11 protein-coding genes and 3 tRNA genes are annotated in these 17,865 nt (G+C 54.8%); 8 read left to right on the top strand and 6 right to left on the bottom strand.

The features are described 5' to 3' along the window. Positions 1–25: 25 nt before the first annotated feature. The 3 genes from IPP88_20430 to pgsA are packed head-to-tail and all read left to right on the top strand — an operon-like array spanning position 26 to position 3,128. A complete protein-coding gene (locus IPP88_20430; GenBank protein MBL0124974.1) occupies positions 26–691 on the top strand; it encodes a uracil-DNA glycosylase in 666 nt (221 codons plus the stop codon). 6 nt (positions 692–697) lie between these two features. Then, positions 698–2,515 (top strand): excinuclease ABC subunit UvrC, encoded by a 1,818-nt coding sequence (uvrC, locus tag IPP88_20425; protein ID MBL0124973.1) that lies wholly within the window; start codon positions 698–700, stop codon positions 2,513–2,515. Positions 2,516–2,552: 37 nt separating this feature from the next. Then, complete coding sequence (gene pgsA / locus IPP88_20420) at positions 2,553–3,128, top strand: CDP-diacylglycerol--glycerol-3-phosphate 3-phosphatidyltransferase (GenBank protein MBL0124972.1); 576 nt, start codon at positions 2,553–2,555, stop codon at positions 3,126–3,128. A gap of 22 nt (positions 3,129–3,150) precedes the next feature. Here pgsA and IPP88_20415 read toward each other — a convergent pair whose 3' ends face one another. Continuing rightward, complete coding sequence (locus IPP88_20415; protein ID MBL0124971.1) at positions 3,151–6,840, bottom strand: PAS domain-containing protein; 3,690 nt, start codon at positions 6,838–6,840, stop codon at positions 3,151–3,153. 158 nt (positions 6,841–6,998) lie between these two features. Here IPP88_20415 and IPP88_20410 point away from each other — a divergent pair. The 3 genes from IPP88_20410 (at position 6,999) to IPP88_20400 (ending at position 7,413) form a co-directional block, all read left to right on the top strand. Next, a tRNA-Gly gene (locus tag IPP88_20410) sits at positions 6,999–7,074 on the top strand. Positions 7,075–7,156: 82 nt separating this feature from the next. Further along, positions 7,157–7,230, top strand: a tRNA-Cys gene (locus IPP88_20405). Positions 7,231–7,322: 92 nt separating this feature from the next. Then, positions 7,323–7,413 (top strand) — tRNA-Leu (locus IPP88_20400). A gap of 428 nt (positions 7,414–7,841) precedes the next feature. Here IPP88_20400 and IPP88_20395 read toward each other — a convergent pair. The 5 genes from IPP88_20395 to IPP88_20375 form a co-directional block, all read right to left on the bottom strand. Further along, on the bottom strand, positions 7,842–9,041 hold the full coding sequence (locus tag IPP88_20395) for an EAL domain-containing response regulator (GenBank protein ID MBL0124970.1): 1,200 nt from the start codon (positions 9,039–9,041) through the stop codon (positions 7,842–7,844). A 281-nt stretch (positions 9,042–9,322) separates the two neighbouring features. Then, entirely contained in the window at positions 9,323–11,014 is a 1,692-nt protein-coding gene (locus IPP88_20390) for a HAMP domain-containing protein (GenBank protein ID MBL0124969.1), read from the bottom strand. A gap of 203 nt (positions 11,015–11,217) precedes the next feature. Then, the gene (locus IPP88_20385; protein MBL0124968.1) at positions 11,218–12,507 is read right to left on the bottom strand and encodes a protein kinase; all 1,290 of its coding nucleotides are present in this window, start codon (positions 12,505–12,507) and stop codon (positions 11,218–11,220) included. 147 nt (positions 12,508–12,654) lie between these two features. Continuing rightward, positions 12,655–13,695 (bottom strand): tRNA 2-selenouridine(34) synthase MnmH, encoded by a 1,041-nt coding sequence (gene mnmH, locus IPP88_20380; protein ID MBL0124967.1) that lies wholly within the window; start codon positions 13,693–13,695, stop codon positions 12,655–12,657. A 41-nt stretch (positions 13,696–13,736) separates the two neighbouring features. After that, entirely contained in the window at positions 13,737–14,357 is a 621-nt protein-coding gene (locus tag IPP88_20375) for an arylesterase (GenBank protein ID MBL0124966.1), read from the bottom strand. 217 nt (positions 14,358–14,574) lie between these two features. Between IPP88_20375 and IPP88_20370 the strand changes: the two genes are divergently transcribed. Then, a complete protein-coding gene (locus IPP88_20370) occupies positions 14,575–15,312 on the top strand; it encodes an ABC transporter ATP-binding protein (GenBank protein ID MBL0124965.1) in 738 nt (245 codons plus the stop codon). Further along, positions 15,312–17,813: an FtsX-like permease family protein gene (locus IPP88_20365; GenBank protein MBL0124964.1), complete on the top strand. Its 2,502-nt coding sequence runs from the start codon at positions 15,312–15,314 to the stop codon at positions 17,811–17,813. Before IPP88_20370 ends, IPP88_20365 begins: the two co-directional genes overlap by 1 nt. The last annotated feature ends 52 nt before the right edge of the window (positions 17,814–17,865 follow it).

The following is a 17,865-nucleotide window of genomic DNA, read 5'->3' as shown; positions in this document are numbered from 1 at the left end:
TGCCCTTTTGTTTTCATGGATTGCGATGACAAAGAAAAAACTGCCACGTACGCCCGCTTCAACGGCGTCTTATGACCCCGATTGCCGTGCCTGCCCGCGTCTCGCAACGTTTCTCGATGACGTGCGCGACGATCATGCGGGATATTTCTGCTTGCCAGTACCGCCGTTCGGAGTTGGGAAGCCGAGATTGCTGATCGTCGGGCTCGCTCCCGGGCTTCATGGCGCAAACCGTACCGGCCGACCGTTCACTGGCGATCATGCGGGCATCTTGCTGTATGAAACGCTTCATAGGTTCGGCTTTGCCACCGGGTCCGTGTCAATCAGCGCTGACGATGCTTTGCGATTGAAAGACTGCCGCATTACCAATGCCGTCAAATGCCTGCCACCACAAAACAAACCGCTGCCCGTCGAAATCCGCGCCTGCAACCACTACTTGCAAAATGAAATAGCCAATCTGCCGCCCGCGACTGCCATCCTGGCGCTGGGCACGGTTGCCCATGACGCCGTGCTCACGGCGCTAGGCCTGAAATCCGCGCACTGCAAATTCGTGCACGGCGCCGGTCACTCATTGCCTAACGGCCAAACGCTTTTTGATAGCTACCATTGCTCTCGCTACAATACCAACACGCGGCGACTCACCGAAGAGATGTTTCATGCGGTGTTTGCCGGTATCCGCAAGTTTCTGACCTAGCGACGCATGCCCTTCGACCCCAAGCCGATTCTGCAACAACTCCCAAATCTGCCGGGCGTCTACCGCATGAAAAACGCGGCTGCGGAGGTAATTTATGTCGGCAAGGCGCGCGATCTCAAGAAGCGAGTGTCTTCCTATTTCACCAAGCAGCATGCCAGTCCCCGCACGGCGCTGATGGTCTCTCACATAGAGGGCATTGACACCACGGTTACGCGTAGCGAGTCCGAAGCGCTGCTGCTGGAAAATAACCTCATCAAGTCGCTGGCCCCGCGCTACAACGTGCTGTTCCGAGACGACAAGAGCTACCCCTATATCATGGTAACCGGTCATGCCTTTCCGCAGATCCGCTTCTATCGCGGCGCACACGTCAAGCCCAATCGCTATTTCGGCCCGTTTCCGTCCGCTTGGGCTGTCAGGGACACGATCAATCACCTGCAAAAGGTTTTCAAGCTTCGCACCTGTGACAACACGGTTTACGCGCATCGTTCGCGTCCCTGTTTGCTGCACCAGATCGGGCGGTGCTCGGCCCCCTGTGTGGGACTGATCGATGCGCAAGAGTATGCGCGCGATATCCAGAATGCCGAATTATTCCTGCAAGGTAAAGAAAATGAAGTGCTGGAAACGCTGAGCACCAAGATGGAATCCGCTTCAGCCGAGTTGCACTTTGAAAAGGCGGCGGCCTACCGGGACCAAATCAGAACGCTTCAGCGAATCCTGACCAAACAATTTGTTGAGTCGAGCAGCGATCGTGATGTCGATGTGATTGCCGCCGTGGAAATCTCCGGCACCTGGTGTGTCAATCTGGTCATGGTTCGCGGCGGTCGCCATTTGGGCGACAAAAGCTTTTTTCCGGGCAACGCCGCGGATGCCGACCTCCATACGGTCGCTGATGCATTTATCGCTCAGCATTACGCGTCACAATTGCCACCGCCAAAAATCATGCTCGATGGGGAGTTTGACAAGGCTGAATGGGAAGAAACGCTGTCGGAAACTGCTTCAAGGCAGGTTCGCGTCGTGACACATCCGAGCGGTGAGGGCAAAGTATGGATGGGAATGGCCATCAAGAATGCCTGTTTCTCCATCGAGCAACGCCTTGCCGACAAAGCTTCGCAGGAAATGAAACTTGCCGCAATGCAGGAAGCACTGGGCATGGAGCAGGTCCAACGTATCGAGTGTTTTGATATCAGCCACACCATGGGAGAGGCCACTGTCGCATCGTGCGTGGTGTTCGATCGTGGCGCCATGCAGTCTTCTGAATACCGGCGGTACAACATCGTCGGCATTACACCGGGAGATGACTATGCTGCAATGCGCGATGCGTTGACGCGACGCTATCAAAAACTCGCTGAACAGTTGGACGACGAAGCGCTGCCGCGACCAAGGCCTGATTTGATCCTGATCGATGGCGGCAAGGGCCAATTGGGTGTGGCTGAAGAAGTCATGACCGATCTTGGGCTGGCGGACATCGCGTTGGTGGGTGTGGCCAAGGGCGAGGATCGAAAGCCCGGCCTGGAAACGCTCATCATAGGCCTAAGCCGAGCTGAACTGCATCTTGAAAAAGACAATCCGGGCTTTCACCTTATTCAGCAGATTCGCGATGAAGCGCACCGTTTTGCAGTCACCGGACATCGCGCCAGGCGTGCAAAAAAACGAAATACTTCGCGGCTGGAGGATATCTCAGGTGTCGGCCCTAAGCGCCGCAAGGCCTTGCTGGCACAGTTTGGTGGCCTTCAGGGCGTGGCGTCGGCCAGCGTGGATGACCTGACAAAAGTCGACGGTGTCAGCAAGGCGCTAGCCGAAATAATCTATAACGGCTTTCACTGACCGCCGGTTGTTACGATTTCCCAAGTACACTATTGGCGTGAAGTTCAATATCCCGAATATTCTGACCTGGTTACGCATTGCGGCAATTCCACTTTTCGTCGCGGTTTTGTATGTTGACGAGCCTTGGTTGACTACCGCGCAGGCAAACATCATCGCGACCGGAATTTTTGTCGCTGCGGCGATCACCGACTGGTTCGACGGCTACCTCGCCCGCAAGTGGAATCAGACCTCGGCATTCGGGGCGTTTCTTGACCCGGTCGCTGACAAACTCATGGTGGCCGCCGCGTTAATCGTGCTTGTCGAACTTGGACGAACCGATGCAATTGTTGCGCTGATCATTATCGGACGAGAAATTACCATTTCTGCCTTGCGTGAGTGGATGGCGCAAATCGGTCAATCAAAAAACGTCGCGGTTTCCATGCTCGGCAAAGTAAAAACCGTTGCGCAGCTGGTGGCCATTCCATTCCTGCTATTCGACGGGACCCTTTTCGGTGTTATCGACTGCCGCGTGGCGGGACGGATTCTGATCTGGTTGGCGGCGGTGCTCACCGTGTGGTCCATGTTTTATTATCTCAAAGCCGCCTTTGCCGGCAGTACTGCCAAGCGGAACTGATTTGCCTGGAGCCTCCTCAGGTCTATTTGCGTATTGCTGTACGCGCATGCATTAGCAGTAGCGCCTCAAACTCTCGGGCAGGCAAAGCCCGACTAAACAGGTAGCCCTGATACGCATCACAGCCCTGCGCTGCCAGCATCGCACGCTGCGCTTCGGTTTCAACACCTTCGGCGATCACCTCAATATCGAGTGCGCGCGCCAATGCGATAACCGCTGATACGATCGCAGTATCATCGTGATCGGTCATGATGTCCGCCACAAAAGACTTGTCGATCTTTAGCGTATCGATTGGAAAGCGTTTAAGGTGTGACAAGCTGGAATACCCGGTGCCAAAGTCGTCAATTGCAACGCGAAGCCCCATCTCTCGTAGCGCCGCCAACGTCCGACCGACACCCTCAGGATCGCGGAGCATGCCGGTTTCCGTCACTTCAACTTCGATCGATTGCGGCAGGCAGCCTTCGCGAATCATGCGCTCGCGTATTCGCTCGGCGAGGTTAGTGGCACGAAACTGGCCGGCGGCAAGATTGATCGCGAGTCGCAAATCAGTGAACCCCGCATCATGCCAGCGTCGCGCTTGGGAGAACGCTGCATCCAGTACCCAGTCGCCAATTTCATGCACCAGCCCGGCATCTTCCGCCAAGTGCATGAATTCGCCCGGCGCCACGGTGCCACGCGTCGGATGATGCCAGCGCAACAGTGCCTCGGCGCCGGTGATGCGAGACGATTGCATGTCAATTGTCGGCTGGTAATAGAGCTCAAGCTCGTTTCGCACGACGGCGGATCGCAATGCGTTTTCCATTAACCGCGCGGCTGTACCATTAGCTGCAAGGTCGGCCGAGAATATCTGGTACGTGTTCTTGCCAAGTTCTTTGGCACGATACATTGCCATGTCAGCATTCTTTAGCAGGGCATCAACATCCTCGGCGTCGTCCGGAAACAGGCTGATGCCGACCGAACCGGAAATGTGAATATCATGCCCGTCAATACGCGAGGGCTGACGAATTTCATCCAGCAACTTTTCGGCGACAAATCGCGGCGATTCCAGATCAGTGACCTGTTCAAGCACTACCATGAATTCATCCCCCGACAGGCGCACAAGTAAATCGCTTTCACGCACCACGCGAGACAGACGCGCCGATATTTCACGAAGTAATTCATCCCCAATGCGATGCCCCAATGTATCGTTCACGTCCTTGAAACGGTCGAGATCGATAAACATGACGGCTATACGATGTCCGCCGCGGCGGGCACGGGAAATGGCCTGGCGCAGACGATCCTGCAGCATGGCACGGTTGGGTAACCCCGTCAGGTTATCGTGTGTGGCCTGATGCACGAGCTGTTCTTCGGCGAGAACACGTGTGGTGACATCCTGCGCGAGCGACAGAATGGAAATGATATTTCCCGCATCGTCACGCAGACTGGAGTTGTACCACTCACACCAGATAACGCGGCCGTCCTTGCGGTGATTGCGGTGGAGACTGGTGGCACGAGGCTCCTTCTGGCTAATCAGTTTGGCGCTCACGGCATCTGCCTGCGCGACATCACCGTCGACGACAAAATCCCACTCGCTATAGTGCTTTCCCGTCAATTCAGATTCTTGCCACCCAAAGGTTTTCTCCGCTTGCGGCGACCAGCGGCGTACGCAAAACTTCGGATCCCACTCAATGACCGCGAGCGGCGTATTCTCGAAATGTGAAGACAACAGCCAGTTGGCGCGCCGCAAATCGAGCTCGGTACGCTTCAGTTCGTCGATATCCGTCGCGGCCGAATAAAAACCGATGACATTGCCATCGCCATCGCCATCGCCATCGCCGTCGAAGCGAGGCGTATAGCGCACGGTCATCCAGCGCTGCGTGGCGGGATCGGTGCCAGTCAGGCGCTCTGCCGCAACGGTCTCTCCCGCCAATGCGCGCTGAAGTAATGGCAGGGCATCGGAAAAGCGCTTTTCCCCGTAAACCTCCCGCAAATGCTGTCCAAGCAATTCCTCTCGCGACTTGCCAAGCGTCGCTGCAAGGCATTTGTTGACCATGCGAAAACGAAACTCGCGGTCGATATATGACATGGGGTAGGGCAGGCTGTCCATGGCAAAACGCAACTCCGCCTCACTGATTTCAAGTGTGGCCTGCACCATCTTGATATCGTGAATATCCGTGCCCACCACATAAATGCCCTGCGCCTGGGCGTTGCGATCCAAGTCGGGAACCATTCGCACCCTGAACCACCGTTCTTCGCCATCAACCATTGGTACTAAGCGCTCATAGGTGACGGTTTCGCCTGCCAGCGCCCGTGCAACGTAGGGCGCCGCAAGCTGGGCGGTCTCAATACCAAGTACTTCTTCGCTCGTCCTTCCGACTATTTCATGGCGGGATTTTCCGCGTTGCCGAAGGAAGGTATTGTTGACAAACTTGTAGCGCCTTTTGGTATCGATGTAGGCGATGGACTCGGGAATATTGTCGGTAAACAGGCGTATTTGACGTTCCTGCTGCAAAAGGTTGTCGCGCATCAGGACGTCGTCATGGATGTCAGTCAGCACTGTGTAGACACCGGCGACACTGTTATCTTCCCGGCGATCCGGCACCAGATGGCCACGTATCCACCGCAGCCCTCGACGCGGGAAGTCAGCGAGCCGCTCGTAGGATACGTGTTCGCCCGCGAACGCCTTAATCAAATAGGGCCGGACAATACCTACTACATTCTCGCCGAACGCCTCGTTAATGGGCTTTCCCAAGACATCTTTCTCGAGGATGCCGGTCCATTCCTCGCCGGTTTTGTTATAAAAGCCGACAAACTCATCGGCCGTGACATAGCTGATTGGCAAACCGATGCTATCCGTGATCAGGCGCAGTTGTCGTTCACGATGGATGATCTCCTGCCTCAGGCGGTGATCCTGCTCGAAATCCGTGATCACCACATAAACGCCCGTGACCTGTTCAGTCGAGTCCCTGAACGGCATCATCTTGACGCGGATATGACCGTGAGGATGGCCAGGGAACCGGGCAAATCGTTCGTAGAACACTGTCTCACCAGCGAGCGCCCGCTCGGCATACTGCTGAATCTGCGCAAACTGGTCATCGCCGATGACGTCGAGCCACGTCCGCCCGATTATGTCTTCTTCGCTACGGTTAAACCATTCGCAAGCGACCTGGTTGACATACAGGTAGCGCAGATTGCCGTCGCTTTTTGAAAGTGGCATGCCAATACTGTCAGCCAAGGAGCGAATTTCAAGCTCTTTGGCGACAAGACTCTGGCGAAGTTGAACGTCCTCTTCAATGTCCAGTGCCAAGACATAAATGCCGACGATTTTTCCATCGGAGCGTGCGTGAGGGTAAAACGATACGCGAATATGCGGGGATGACCCAACGCGCACGCGGGAAACTGTTTCCACGGCACATGACTCTCCAGCCAGCGCCCGAATGAGATAAGACAGATAAAACTGGTAGGTCTCGACGCCAAAGACAGCGGAGGCATGCTGGTTGAGGATTTCCGATTCATCCTTGCTGATCCATTCTTGAAATGGCTTGTTGGTGAAGCGCACAACATGGCGAACATCGATATACAGGATCGGGCGTCCGGTGTTATCGGTCAGGTGCTGAAGAAATCGTTCACGTTCGATCGGGCTTTGGGCGAGGGCCAAATACGCCGATGAAGGAGAATCCTTTGCGGTGGCAGACTCCGATCGCGAATTGGGGGGCTTGGCGGGCGTTGGGGCCATGGAATTCAAGGGGTTCGGGAGAAGCCGCCAGTGGCGGGGCATGCACGCACACAGTGTATCGCAATCCCTGATTTCGCCAAACTCGCCCTAGCGCAGGTCGTTCTCAATGCCTCCTTCGCATTGACGGCCGCGATTTTTCCGCTATAATGCGACGCAATGCGGGAATAGCTCAGTTGGTAGAGCGCAACCTTGCCAAGGTTGAGGTCGAGAGTTCGAGACTCTTTTCCCGCTCCAAAACACTTCGGGGAAGGTGCAAGCCTTCCCCGAATCATTTAAGTTGTCCAAACAACAACTTGGCCGAAAGTTCAGCCAATTCGGCGGGTTAGCAAAGTGGTTATGCAGCGGATTGCAAATCCGTAGACATCGGTTCGATTCCGGTACCCGCCTCCAGTTTTTTGTCCTCCGCAGTCTTGCATCGGCAACACTTAGTGAAAATGCCCACCGGGCTGGCAGCGGGATTCGCCTCTTATAATTGCCTTTCGGCCTGGGTGGTGAAATAGGTAGACACAACGGACTTAAAATCCGTCGGCGGGTCAAACTGCCGTACCGGTTCGATTCCGGTCCCAGGCACCAAAAAAGCGTTTTAAGTACACCAACGAAATACATTGAAGCCGTTTTCTCATAGGGAAACGGCTTTTCTATTGTCCAACGGGCGTTTTCGGCCTTCAATTTGACCGCTTTTGCGGTAGTAGGGCGTCAGCAAAAAGTAGAGGCCCCCAAGCTTTGCCCCGCATACACGCCGTGGCACACCGAAGTTTGGAAGAGCTCCGCCCCCCCCAAGGAAATCTCTTGCCTGCCTGCAGCGAAAACGCGCATCTCCGGCACCTTTTTCCGATGCAACGAGATCGTGGCAACGTAACGGGACTGCCGGATGGCTCAATCAGAACGTATCCGCACAATGCAAATTGTCAGCAAAACTGATTGCATTGAGAGTCGATGGATTGCGAGAAATACAAACGTACTGAGCGAAACGAGAAGAGCGGATATCGCTCTAGTGTGCGCTATGAGGCGTGAAGAGTTTGGTACTGTCTGCTCGACTGCGCCCACGCGCCTGCCCAGGCAAGAAATTGCTCGGCAGGCATCGGCTCCGCAATCAAGTAACCCTGAGCCTCTTGTGCGCCGTTGCGCACGAGGAACTCCCAATCGCTTCGGGATTCGACGCCCTCGGCGACAACCTTAAGACTAAGGCGACGCGCCAAGTCGATGCATGAGCGAACCACCGCTGCCTGCCGCGGTGTTTGCGAAACCCCATGTACGAAGGACCGGTCGATCTTGAGTTCGGTGAAAGGAATCGTTGAGAGCTGCTCGAATGAAGAAAAGCCAATACCAAAGTCATCGATTGCCAAGCCAAAACCATTCAATCGCAGACGGGTCATGATTTCCAACGTGCTTCCCACATCGGTCATTGCGGCGGTTTCAACAATTTCAAACGTAAGGTCTTGCGGCGTAATGCCGTGCTCGCCCAGTAGGGCCAGCGTTTCTTCGCAAAATAAGCGATTGTCCATTGCAGACAGCGACAGGTTTATGTTGAGCCCTAATCTGCTACCCTTGTCTTTCCACTTCGACGCGTTTAGGACTGTCGACGCAACAATGGCGTGTGTCAGTTGCGGTAGCATGCCCTGCGATTCGATCAGGGGCAAGAAATCCACAGGCCGCAAGGTGCCATGAAGTGGATGAATCCACCTGGCCAGTGCTTCGACTCCCGCCAATTTCGAGGTTGTCAGATCAACCTTTGGCTGGAAATAGGGAACGATCTCACCGTTTGCGAAGGCGCGATCAAGTTCCGATGAAGTCAAATCAGCGGTTCGCCGGTGCGGCGCAGAAGCTGGTGCCTGGTGGTACCCGCGGAGGAGCATTTCCATGGTCGCCACCTCGACTGGCTTCGGCAGCGAACCGAGAACATTGAGGCCAACCGCTTTTGCCATCAATTCCACGCTACACATGATGCCCGCATCGGCCGCGCTCGAGATGATTATCGCCGGGCTGTGACCGCATTCGCCTATGCGTCGGAGCAACGCCATGCCATCCATCCCGGGCATTTGCAAGTCACAGATTACCAAGCCGATCTCGGCTGGTCGCGCAAGAAGGCACTCAAGTGCCTCCTGGCCGCTTGCTACCGCACAGATCACGGTCTCCCCGACACGTCGCAAGACCTGCGATAGCCGCTCCCGTTGAACACAATCGTCATCAACGACCAGCACGCCCCGCGCGAATACGCGCGGGGCGGACGGCGCTGTAGGGCGCGTGTTTATGGCGTTATTTACCATTGGATTGCATCAGCAGTTGGCTAATTATCTTTGTGCCTCGAGATCGGCCGGCTAATGTCAAACGGCATCGCCGACGCGAACTTGCAGAGTTGATCATCATGATTGTGTGATGTCCGGTCGCTCCGTGCAACTCGCGAAACAAAAGTTGACAATTGGAGCGCGCATTGCGCATTTACGCTTCTACACTTTGCAAAAAGAGACTTCGAATACCTTGGCTAGAACTCTTCCCACTCGCCCTCAAGGTCCTTCGGAAGCGCTGGCGCCTTATTGCGTGGTTCGCTCCCAAGACGAGTTGTCGGCGGCCCCTTGACGGGACCGCTGTCAGCCAATGCTGCCGTTCGGCGCGCGCGTGTCTGATCCTCGCGCAGTTTGGCATCATCCAGTTTGAATCTTGATACCAGCTCTGATAGCACTTCCGCCTGTTCGCGCATCGACTCCGCGGCGGCAGCAGCCTCTTCAACCAGCGCGGCATTCTGTTGCGTGACTTCTTCCATTTGCACAATGGCGCGATTCACTTGCTCGATACCCGTCGCTTGTTCATGTGAGGCCACGGATATTTCGTTGTTGATCTCGGTTACCTGCTGGATACCGACAACGATGTTCTGCATCGCCGTTCCGGCCTCATTGACCAGTTGTGTGCCTTCGCTGACCTGATCGACGGAATTCCGTATAAGTTCCTTGATTTCCTTGGCAGCTGCGGCACTTCTCTGCGCGAGCGCACGAACTTCGCCGGCAACCACGGCAAATCCGCGGCCTTGCTCGCCCGCGCGCGCCGCCTCTACTGCCGCATTCAGCGCGAGAATATTGGTCTGAAGTGCAATGCTGTCGATCACGCTGATAATTTCGCCAATCTTGCGAGAACTGGAATTTATGGCGGCCATTTTTTCAACGGCTTTGATCGCGACACTGCCACCCTTGCGGGCGGCGTCAGAGGCGGAGAGCGCCAGACCATTCGCAAGCTTGGTGTTCTCTGCATTTTGGCGGATGGTCGAAGTAAATTCCTCCATGCTAGACGCGGTTTGTTCCAATGTTGACGCTTGTTCTTCTGTGCGAGCCGAGAGATCCGTGTTACCCGCACTGATCTGACGTGCGGCATTGGCGATTTCGCCGGCATTGATCGCAACTTGCGCAATAAGATCGTGCAATTGGCTGACAAATCCGTTCATTGATCTTGATAGCTGACCAAATTCGCCCGACATTGCCGGCAGCTTGCGCGTCAGATCACCTTCGCCGGTCCGTAAGTCTTCGGTGGCGCGCAGAACTTGGTCGATGGGCCGGGAGATAAGGCGATGTGTCCACCAAGCTACCGCTCCGACGGCAATTAGGCCAATAAATACAGCCAGGGCGACCATGATGGCCGCACTGCCTGCCATAGACTGACTCTGCTGCTGAAAGGCAGCGTTCTCTCTTTGTACGGCTTCGGAAAGCTTGCTTAGCACGTCACCCGCCCGATTGAAAGACCTCTCGAACTCCGGAATTTCTGCGATCACGCCGATAAGATTACTTTTGGCATCGACGATTCGCTTATCGGCATCGCGCACGTACGCTTCAAGTACCGGTTTGGCGGCGGAAATCGCTGCTCGAACTTCAGGCGACACTTGGACCGCATCGGTGGCTGCCAGCGCACTCAATATTGCCCTTTTGTCGGCGGCGTATTTTTTCTCGGTGCGATCCAGCCAGTCGTTCTCACCCCGCTCAAAAGCGAGGATGTAAGAAATGATATTGCCGCGAATCGAGTCGTGCATCTTGCCAATGTCCCCCGTGTGTTGCTGGAGGACGGCATTGCTGGTCGATTTCTCGACGATCCCGCGAAACGAACCCGCAGAGTTGTAGGCGATCACGCCGACAATGATGAAAATGAACGCAACAATGCCACTGAAAATGGCGAGCGTCACCTTGACCGACATTCCTTTGGAAATCTTCATTATTCTCGTCATCCCATAATCGATTTAGACCGCACTTTTGAGTTTCTCGACTTCGTGCAGCGTTGATGCTCCGCCATGGTGCACACCGGTGTGAAAGCCGGATTATTTCACGCCATGCCAAGGGCGCGAGTGATTGTCGTGCACATCAGAGAGATATGCTAGGTCAGTCGAGCAATCTAGGAAATCTACTTCTTAACTTGGGCAAGTACGTTGCTGGTCCACGCTAGGCGCTCAATGAGCGTCTTCAAGAACTGGCGGTTGAAGCGCAGTTGGCAAGCATCGGACAACTGTTCCAATTGAACATCCTGCACCTTCAATAATTGCACTTCGGAGACTGAAATAATGGAAGCGGTTCGCCGAGCTTTGTCACCCGACAAATAGGCCATTTCGCCGAAGCAATCTCCGTCCTTCAGGACGTTTAGTAACTTGCCGTCCTTAATTACTTTCACTTGACCGGAGACGATGATAAAAAAGGCATGGCCAATGTCGCCCTCCAACAGCAGGCTTTGTTCACGCGAATGATGCTCCCAGATCGCGCCTCTAAGTACTTCCCAGAGCTCTGAATCCCGAAAGTCGCGGAAAAAATCAATTTTTCGTAGTGCGTTGAACTTCTCCGCCGACGATATTTCGAATGAGTACTTCTCAAGTTGGGGAAAGGTCTCTGCCAGATCGCGCGCCATCGCGTACCAAGCGGGGTAGCGTTTGGTGGCGTCCCGAGCCATCGCCTTTTCGACGATTTCCACCAGCTTGTCCGGAATATCGGGACGTATCGATTTGAGTGGAGTAGGGTCCTCATTGAGGATCTTGTTGATCATCGCCACGGAATTCATTGCCTGGAAAGGCAGTCGCCCCGCAAGCAGTTCATACATGGTCACGCCAAGGGAGTAGATATCGGTTTGCACCGAAGGCGGTTCCTCGTTGATTTGCTCCGGCGCCATGTAGGCAGGAGAGCCGACAAAACCGTCGATCTGCGTATGCGTTGAATGGGAAATCTGTGCGGTGCCAAAATCCGAAATCTTGATGTCGTCGCGATCGGACAACAAAATGTTGGCGGCCTTTATGTCGCGATGTATGACGCCATTCTGAAATGCGTAATCCAGCGCACGGCATGCCTTGAAAATGATCAATACGGCCTGTCGGACTGGTAGCAGGTTAGTCTCAGTGCAAAACTTTTTTAGGTTGCCTCCGCCCACGTACTCCATGACGATATAGCGCAAATCACCCTCAACGACCGCATCGTAAACACCGACAATATTGGGATGAGAAAGCTTGCCGACCATGGCGGCTTCATTGAGGAACAGTTTTTCGAAGCGTCGCGCCTCGTCCGGGCCCATACCCTCGTCGCTTGTCGCTACCTTGATGGCGACCTTGCGTTCATTGAACTGGTCCTCACCAAGATAGACGACTGCGGTAGCGCCACGGCCCAGTTCACCACTGATATCGTATTTTCCAATTCTTGTCGGGCGGCTATGCATGTTTTTGTGTTCTTGCTTTTGACCTGCGTGGTATATCGTCAAAATAAGTTAGAAAATCAGTGAAGTATCAACCGTTAGATACTGATTTTCAACGAGTTTAACTGATTGGAAGTGGGATGGCGACAGTTATTTTACAGGTGGCACCCTTCAACCAGGCAACGCGCGCGCGACATTAAGAAAGCTCGAAGCCGAGATACTTGCGATTGGCAAAGGCGTCGCTATTTCCGCGTGGATGTAGTTCCTAAACATCGATCGCCGATAAGCAGGATCGTAGTGGTGAACCAGCATATCCGCAACGAATTCATCCCAGCGCGCACTGTGCGCCAATGATTTCCATGCATCAATCCGATCAATCGAATGCAGCGCCTTCAGGCAATCAAGTTTGGCAAACAGCAGGTCGGTATCCGCGATCAGGTGGGTGTATTCCTCTCGCAGCAACTGTACCCGCAGCGCTTCCGGTGTCAGCACGTCGTAACATGGGCTGATGCGCATGCGCTGAATTAGTGTCTCGGGTACTCTAAGGCTTCCGACTTTCTTGCTTTCTGCTTCGACGTAGACCGGTTTCGCCGGGTTAAAGCGCGACAGTTCCACCCAGATACGACTTTCAAACATCTTTTGCGCAGGCTGTGCTTCGTCCGGTAAATCACCCAGAACGGATCCCTTGTGGGCGGCCAGTTTCTCCAGATCTAGCACCTGTTGCCCATTGCTCGCGAGCGCGTCGAGCAGGCGGCTCTTCCCGGACCCGGTGCGCCCGCAAATGACCTGATACCCATATTTTGCAGGCAGGCTCTCCAGATCAGAACGTACTTGGCTGCGCCAAGCCTTGTATCCGCCCTCCAGTTGCAGGGTTGGCCACCCAATGCTGCGCAGGACATGTGACATTGCGCCTGAGCGTGAGCCACCTCGCCAACAATAGACTAGCGGCTTCCAGCGCTTGGGTTTGCCCAGAAATGACACTTCAATGTGCGAGGCGATATTCCGTGCGACGATCGCCGCGCCGATTTTCTTCGCCTCGAAGGCTGAACTCTGCTTGTACAAGGTCCCGACTCTCACGCGTTCTGAGTCGTTGAGCACCGGGAAATTTACGGCGCCCGGCAAATGGTCCTCCGCAAACTCGCTTGGACTTCGCACATCAATTATTGCATCGAAGCTGCCAAGATCATCCAGAGAAAGCGGTAGTAACCGCATGCCAGTTTTGACGGGAACTGTGAAGTGTTTGTCCAGGGCAATCATGGTTTGGCATCGGCCTTCGTCGCGGATGCAGTCTTGTTGAGTACTTTCCGTATAGTGGGCAATACATTCTCCAGGATTGCCGGTTGTGCTTCTGCTTTCGGATGCAGACGATCGGCTTGAAACAATTCCAGTTTGTCGGCAACGCCCTCAAGGAGAAATGGCGGCGGTAACACTCGGTTGCTTTTTGCGAGCTCAAAATACAGATCGCGGAATTGTCTTGAATAGTCAATTCCATAATTGGGCGGAATCTGAATCCCGATGAGCACTATTCTCGCCTTGGCCTTCTGAATGCTGTCAATCATCGATTGCAGATTCTTTTTTGTATCCGCAATCGGCAGACCACGTAGTCCGTCGTTTGCCCCCAACGCTAGTACGACTACGTTGGGTTTGATTTTCGCGAGATCGGTACTGATTCGACTCAGGCCGCCGTGGGTGGTCTCGCCGCTGATGCTCGAATTGACCACGATGATGCCTTCGGGCTTTAGCCTTACTTGTAGCAGACTCACCCAGCCATCATTCGGGTCGAGTCCGTACGCCGCTGACAAACTGTCTCCGTAAATCATGACGGTTTGTGCCGTCGCTGCACTTGCAATGGGGATCGCAAGGGCATATGCCATGGTCAGAACTGCGCCAAGAAAAAGCCTGTGCCACCTTGTCGATAGTGAGCTTGTAATACGGCATTCAGACGCAATCTTTATTATTTGGCGCAAATTCAAGTCATTTCCCAATATCGACAATTTGTCAGATTATCGCTGCATAACTGTGGGTGAGCTGGCAATATTCAAATCAATTTTTCAATTTTCACTCACTCCTCCCGACGAACAATCCATTTCAATGCCTGATTCCATGACGTTATCGACCAGTTTTTCCGCTCCGCCCACGAGCATGATCCGTGCTATTGATCTCAGTAAACGGGTCACGACCAATGATGGCGAACTTACTATTGTCAACAATGCGAATTTTAGCGTTGACGCCGGGGAAGCTATCGCGATCGTTGGCGCGTCGGGATCCGGTAAGTCCACTTTGCTGGGCCTGATGGCTGGATTGGACACGCCAAGTCAAGGCAAGGTTTTCATTGGCAATGAAGACTTGTTTTCACTCAACGAGGATGGACGCGCCAAACTTCGCGGACGATTGGTGGGGTTCGTTTTTCAGTCATTCCAGTTGCTGCCATCGTTGACGGCGCTGGAGAATGTCATGCTTCCCCTCGAACTACGCGGTGCCGTAGACGCCGGGAAGAGGGCGCGATCCATTCTTGAACGTGTCGGCCTCGGCGCCCGTCTCACGCACTATCCAAAGCAACTTTCCGGTGGAGAGCAACAGCGAGTGGCGATTGCCCGCGCCTTTGTTACCGAACCAAAGCTGCTATTTGCCGATGAACCCACGGGCAATCTCGACGCGAAGACGGGTCGTGCAATGATCGACTTGCTGTTTGAACTCAATCGCGAACGCGGTACGACATTGATTCTCGTCACTCATGACCTCGGAATCGCGACACGATGCGGTCGGCAACTGAATATCGATGCGGGCGTGGTTAGCACTGAAGCACATCGACAAGAGATGGCGATGTAATGAAACAATTTGCACTCGCATTGCGCATGGTGCGCCGTAATGGCAAATCAGGAGAGGCTCGTGTATTGCTGGCCGCTCTGTTCATCGCGGTCATGAGCGTCAGCACCGTGGCGTTTTTTGCCGACCGGGTTGAATCCGCGCTAAACCGGCAGGCCAATGAGCTCATTGCCGCGGATGCCGTGGTGATCTCGGATAAACCCGCGGCTGCACGCTTTCGTGATGTTGCCGCGCGGCTCAATCTGGCGACCGCGGAATCCGTGACGTTTCCCAGCATGGTGGCCGGTGCTGAAGAGAAAGGGCAGGGCGTCAATCTGGCTGAGCTCAAGGCCATCACACAGGGATTCCCGCTGCGGGGGAAATTCAACATCGCCGATGAGCCAGGCGTTCCCGGCCGCGAAACCAGCGATATTCCGGCACCGGGAACGGTATGGGTGCCGGCAGTCTTACTTGGGCGCACTAACATGAAAGTCGGGGACACGCTCAAGGTAGGCGCGACATCACTGAAGATCGTGGCCGTGCTCACCAAAGAGCCGGACAGCGTACTGGACTACTTTGGCATCGCGCCTCGGGTAATGCTCAACATGCAGGACCTTGCTGCGACGCGGCTGCTTCAGATCGGCAGTCGTGCAACGTATCGGTTTCTCGTTGCCGGCGAAAGCAAGTTGGTGAATGAATTTCGCCTGACATTTGCCGGCAAGCTGGAGCGCGGCGAACGACTGGAAAGTGTGCGTGATTCTCGCTCCGAGGTGCGCGTGGCGCTGGAGCGCGCACAGCGTTTTCTGGGGCTGGCGGCGCTTCTTTCTGTCGTGCTTGCCTCGGTCGCCGTGGCGCTCGCGGCACGTCGCTTCACTGATCGGCAAATGGATAGCGCTGCGATCATGCGCTGCCTTGGTGCGACGCAGGGCGATATTTTCATGCTCAATCTGTGGCAGTTCCTGTTGCTGGCATTTGTGGCCTGCCTGCTGGGAACACTCGCGGGGTTTGCGGCGCAAAGCGTGCTTGCAACCATGCTCACTGGTTTTCTTACGGTCGCGCTACCGATGCCCACGATCATTCCGGCCATTCAAGCCTTCGCAATTGGTCTGGTGCTATTGCTTGGATTTACGCTTCCGCCATTGTTGGCATTGCGTAAAGTGTCCACCCTTCGTGTGCTTCGACGCGATCTGGATCCGTTCGAGGCAAGTGCGGCCTTCGCCTACCTGCTGGGCTTTGCTACATTGGCTGGACTCATTGTCTGGCGCGCTGGCGAGTTCAAACTTGGCGCAATAGCCGTTGGCGGATTTGTCGTGGCGCTGGCCGCGGCCGCCTTGGCAGGATGGCTGCTCATTCATTTTGCCGGGAATCTGCGAGGCGCGACCAGCGGTTCGTGGCGCTATGGCATCGCCAACATGAAACGACGATCGGGCGGGAGCCTGATTCAAATCATGGCGCTGGGGCTGGGCATCATGGCCATGCTTTTGCTAACGCTCGTTCGAACCGACATGATTACGCGGTGGCAGGATAGTCTCAAGGAAGACATGCCGAACCGCTTTGTCATCAACATTCAGAGTGATCAACTTACTGATGTTAAAAGCTATTTTGCCGGTCGCGACATGGCAACGCCAGACCTGTATCCGATGGTAAAGGGAAGGTTAACCGCAATGAACGAAAGGGCGATTGCGCCCGCGGCGTTCGCGGATGAGCGCGCCAAGCGCCTCAGCGAGCGGGAATTCAATCTTTCATGGGCGACCAAGTTGCAGCCCGACAACCGGGTTGTCGCGGGCAAATTCTGGGGGCCGGATACTCGTGAAAAACAGTTTTCCCTGGAGGAGGGTATTGCCAAGACGCTGGACATCAAACTGGGCGATACCCTGACTTTCGATATCGCCGGTTCAAAATTCACTGCTCCCGTCACAAGCCTGCGGAAGGTTGAATGGGATTCCTTCAAAGCCAACTTCTTTGTGCTTGCCAGCCCTGGCGTGCTGGATGACTATCCGGCCAGCTACATAACCAGTTTTCATCTCAAGCCGGGCAATGAATCCATCGTGAACGGCCTCATTCGTCAGTTTCCGAATCTCTCTGTAATTGATCTGACGGCCATCATGAGTCAGGTGCGCGCGATTACCAACCAGGTGGCGAATGGTGTTTCTTTTGTGTTCCTCTTTGCGCTCGCCGCTGGTTTGGTCGTACTTTATGCAGCCATCGCGACCACACAGGATGAGCGTGTTTACGACGCAGCCATCATGCGTACTTTGGGCGCCACTCGCCGGCAAATGGTTGTGGTGCAGCTTGCCGAATTCTTGGCCATTGGCCTATTGTCCGGTTTGGTGGCCAGTGGCGGCGCGCTCTCCCTAGCCGCGATTCTTTCCGACAGGGTGCTTGGGATCCCATTCAGTATTAATTACTGGATACCGGTGATCGGCATTCTCGGTGGCGGAGTTGGCATTGCGATCGCCGGACTTTTTGGAACTCGCAAAGCAGCTGCCACGCCGCCGCTCGAAACGATTCGAGGTATCGCATGAAATATTTGGAATCGTGCACGTGTGAGAACGAGACCGGGCTACCACCTTGCAA

The organism is Betaproteobacteria bacterium (assembly GCA_016720925.1).
Taxonomy (GTDB): domain Bacteria; phylum Pseudomonadota; class Gammaproteobacteria; order Burkholderiales; family Usitatibacteraceae; genus UKL13-2.
This window is presented reverse-complemented; position numbering and strand designations above follow the sequence as displayed.

Excerpts from the sequence above, each read along its gene's own strand:
- IPP88_20430 (MBL0124974.1), top strand. The coding sequence starts at position 26 with ATGACAAAGAAAAAACTGCCACGTACGCCCGCTTCAACGGCGTCTTAT.
- uvrC (MBL0124973.1), top strand. The coding sequence starts at position 698 with ATGCCCTTCGACCCCAAGCCGATTCTGCAACAACTCCCAAATCTGCCG.
- IPP88_20415 (MBL0124971.1), bottom strand. The coding sequence starts at position 6,840 with ATGGCCCCAACGCCCGCCAAGCCCCCCAATTCGCGATCGGAGTCTGCC.
- IPP88_20390 (MBL0124969.1), bottom strand. The coding sequence starts at position 11,014 with ATGTCGGTCAAGGTGACGCTCGCCATTTTCAGTGGCATTGTTGCGTTC.
- IPP88_20385 (MBL0124968.1), bottom strand. The coding sequence starts at position 12,507 with ATGCATAGCCGCCCGACAAGAATTGGAAAATACGATATCAGTGGTGAA.
- mnmH (MBL0124967.1), bottom strand. The coding sequence starts at position 13,695 with ATGCGGTTACTACCGCTTTCTCTGGATGATCTTGGCAGCTTCGATGCA.
- IPP88_20375 (MBL0124966.1), bottom strand. The coding sequence starts at position 14,357 with ATGGCATATGCCCTTGCGATCCCCATTGCAAGTGCAGCGACGGCACAA.
- IPP88_20370 (MBL0124965.1), top strand. The coding sequence starts at position 14,575 with ATGCCTGATTCCATGACGTTATCGACCAGTTTTTCCGCTCCGCCCACG.
- IPP88_20365 (MBL0124964.1), top strand. The coding sequence starts at position 15,312 with ATGAAACAATTTGCACTCGCATTGCGCATGGTGCGCCGTAATGGCAAA.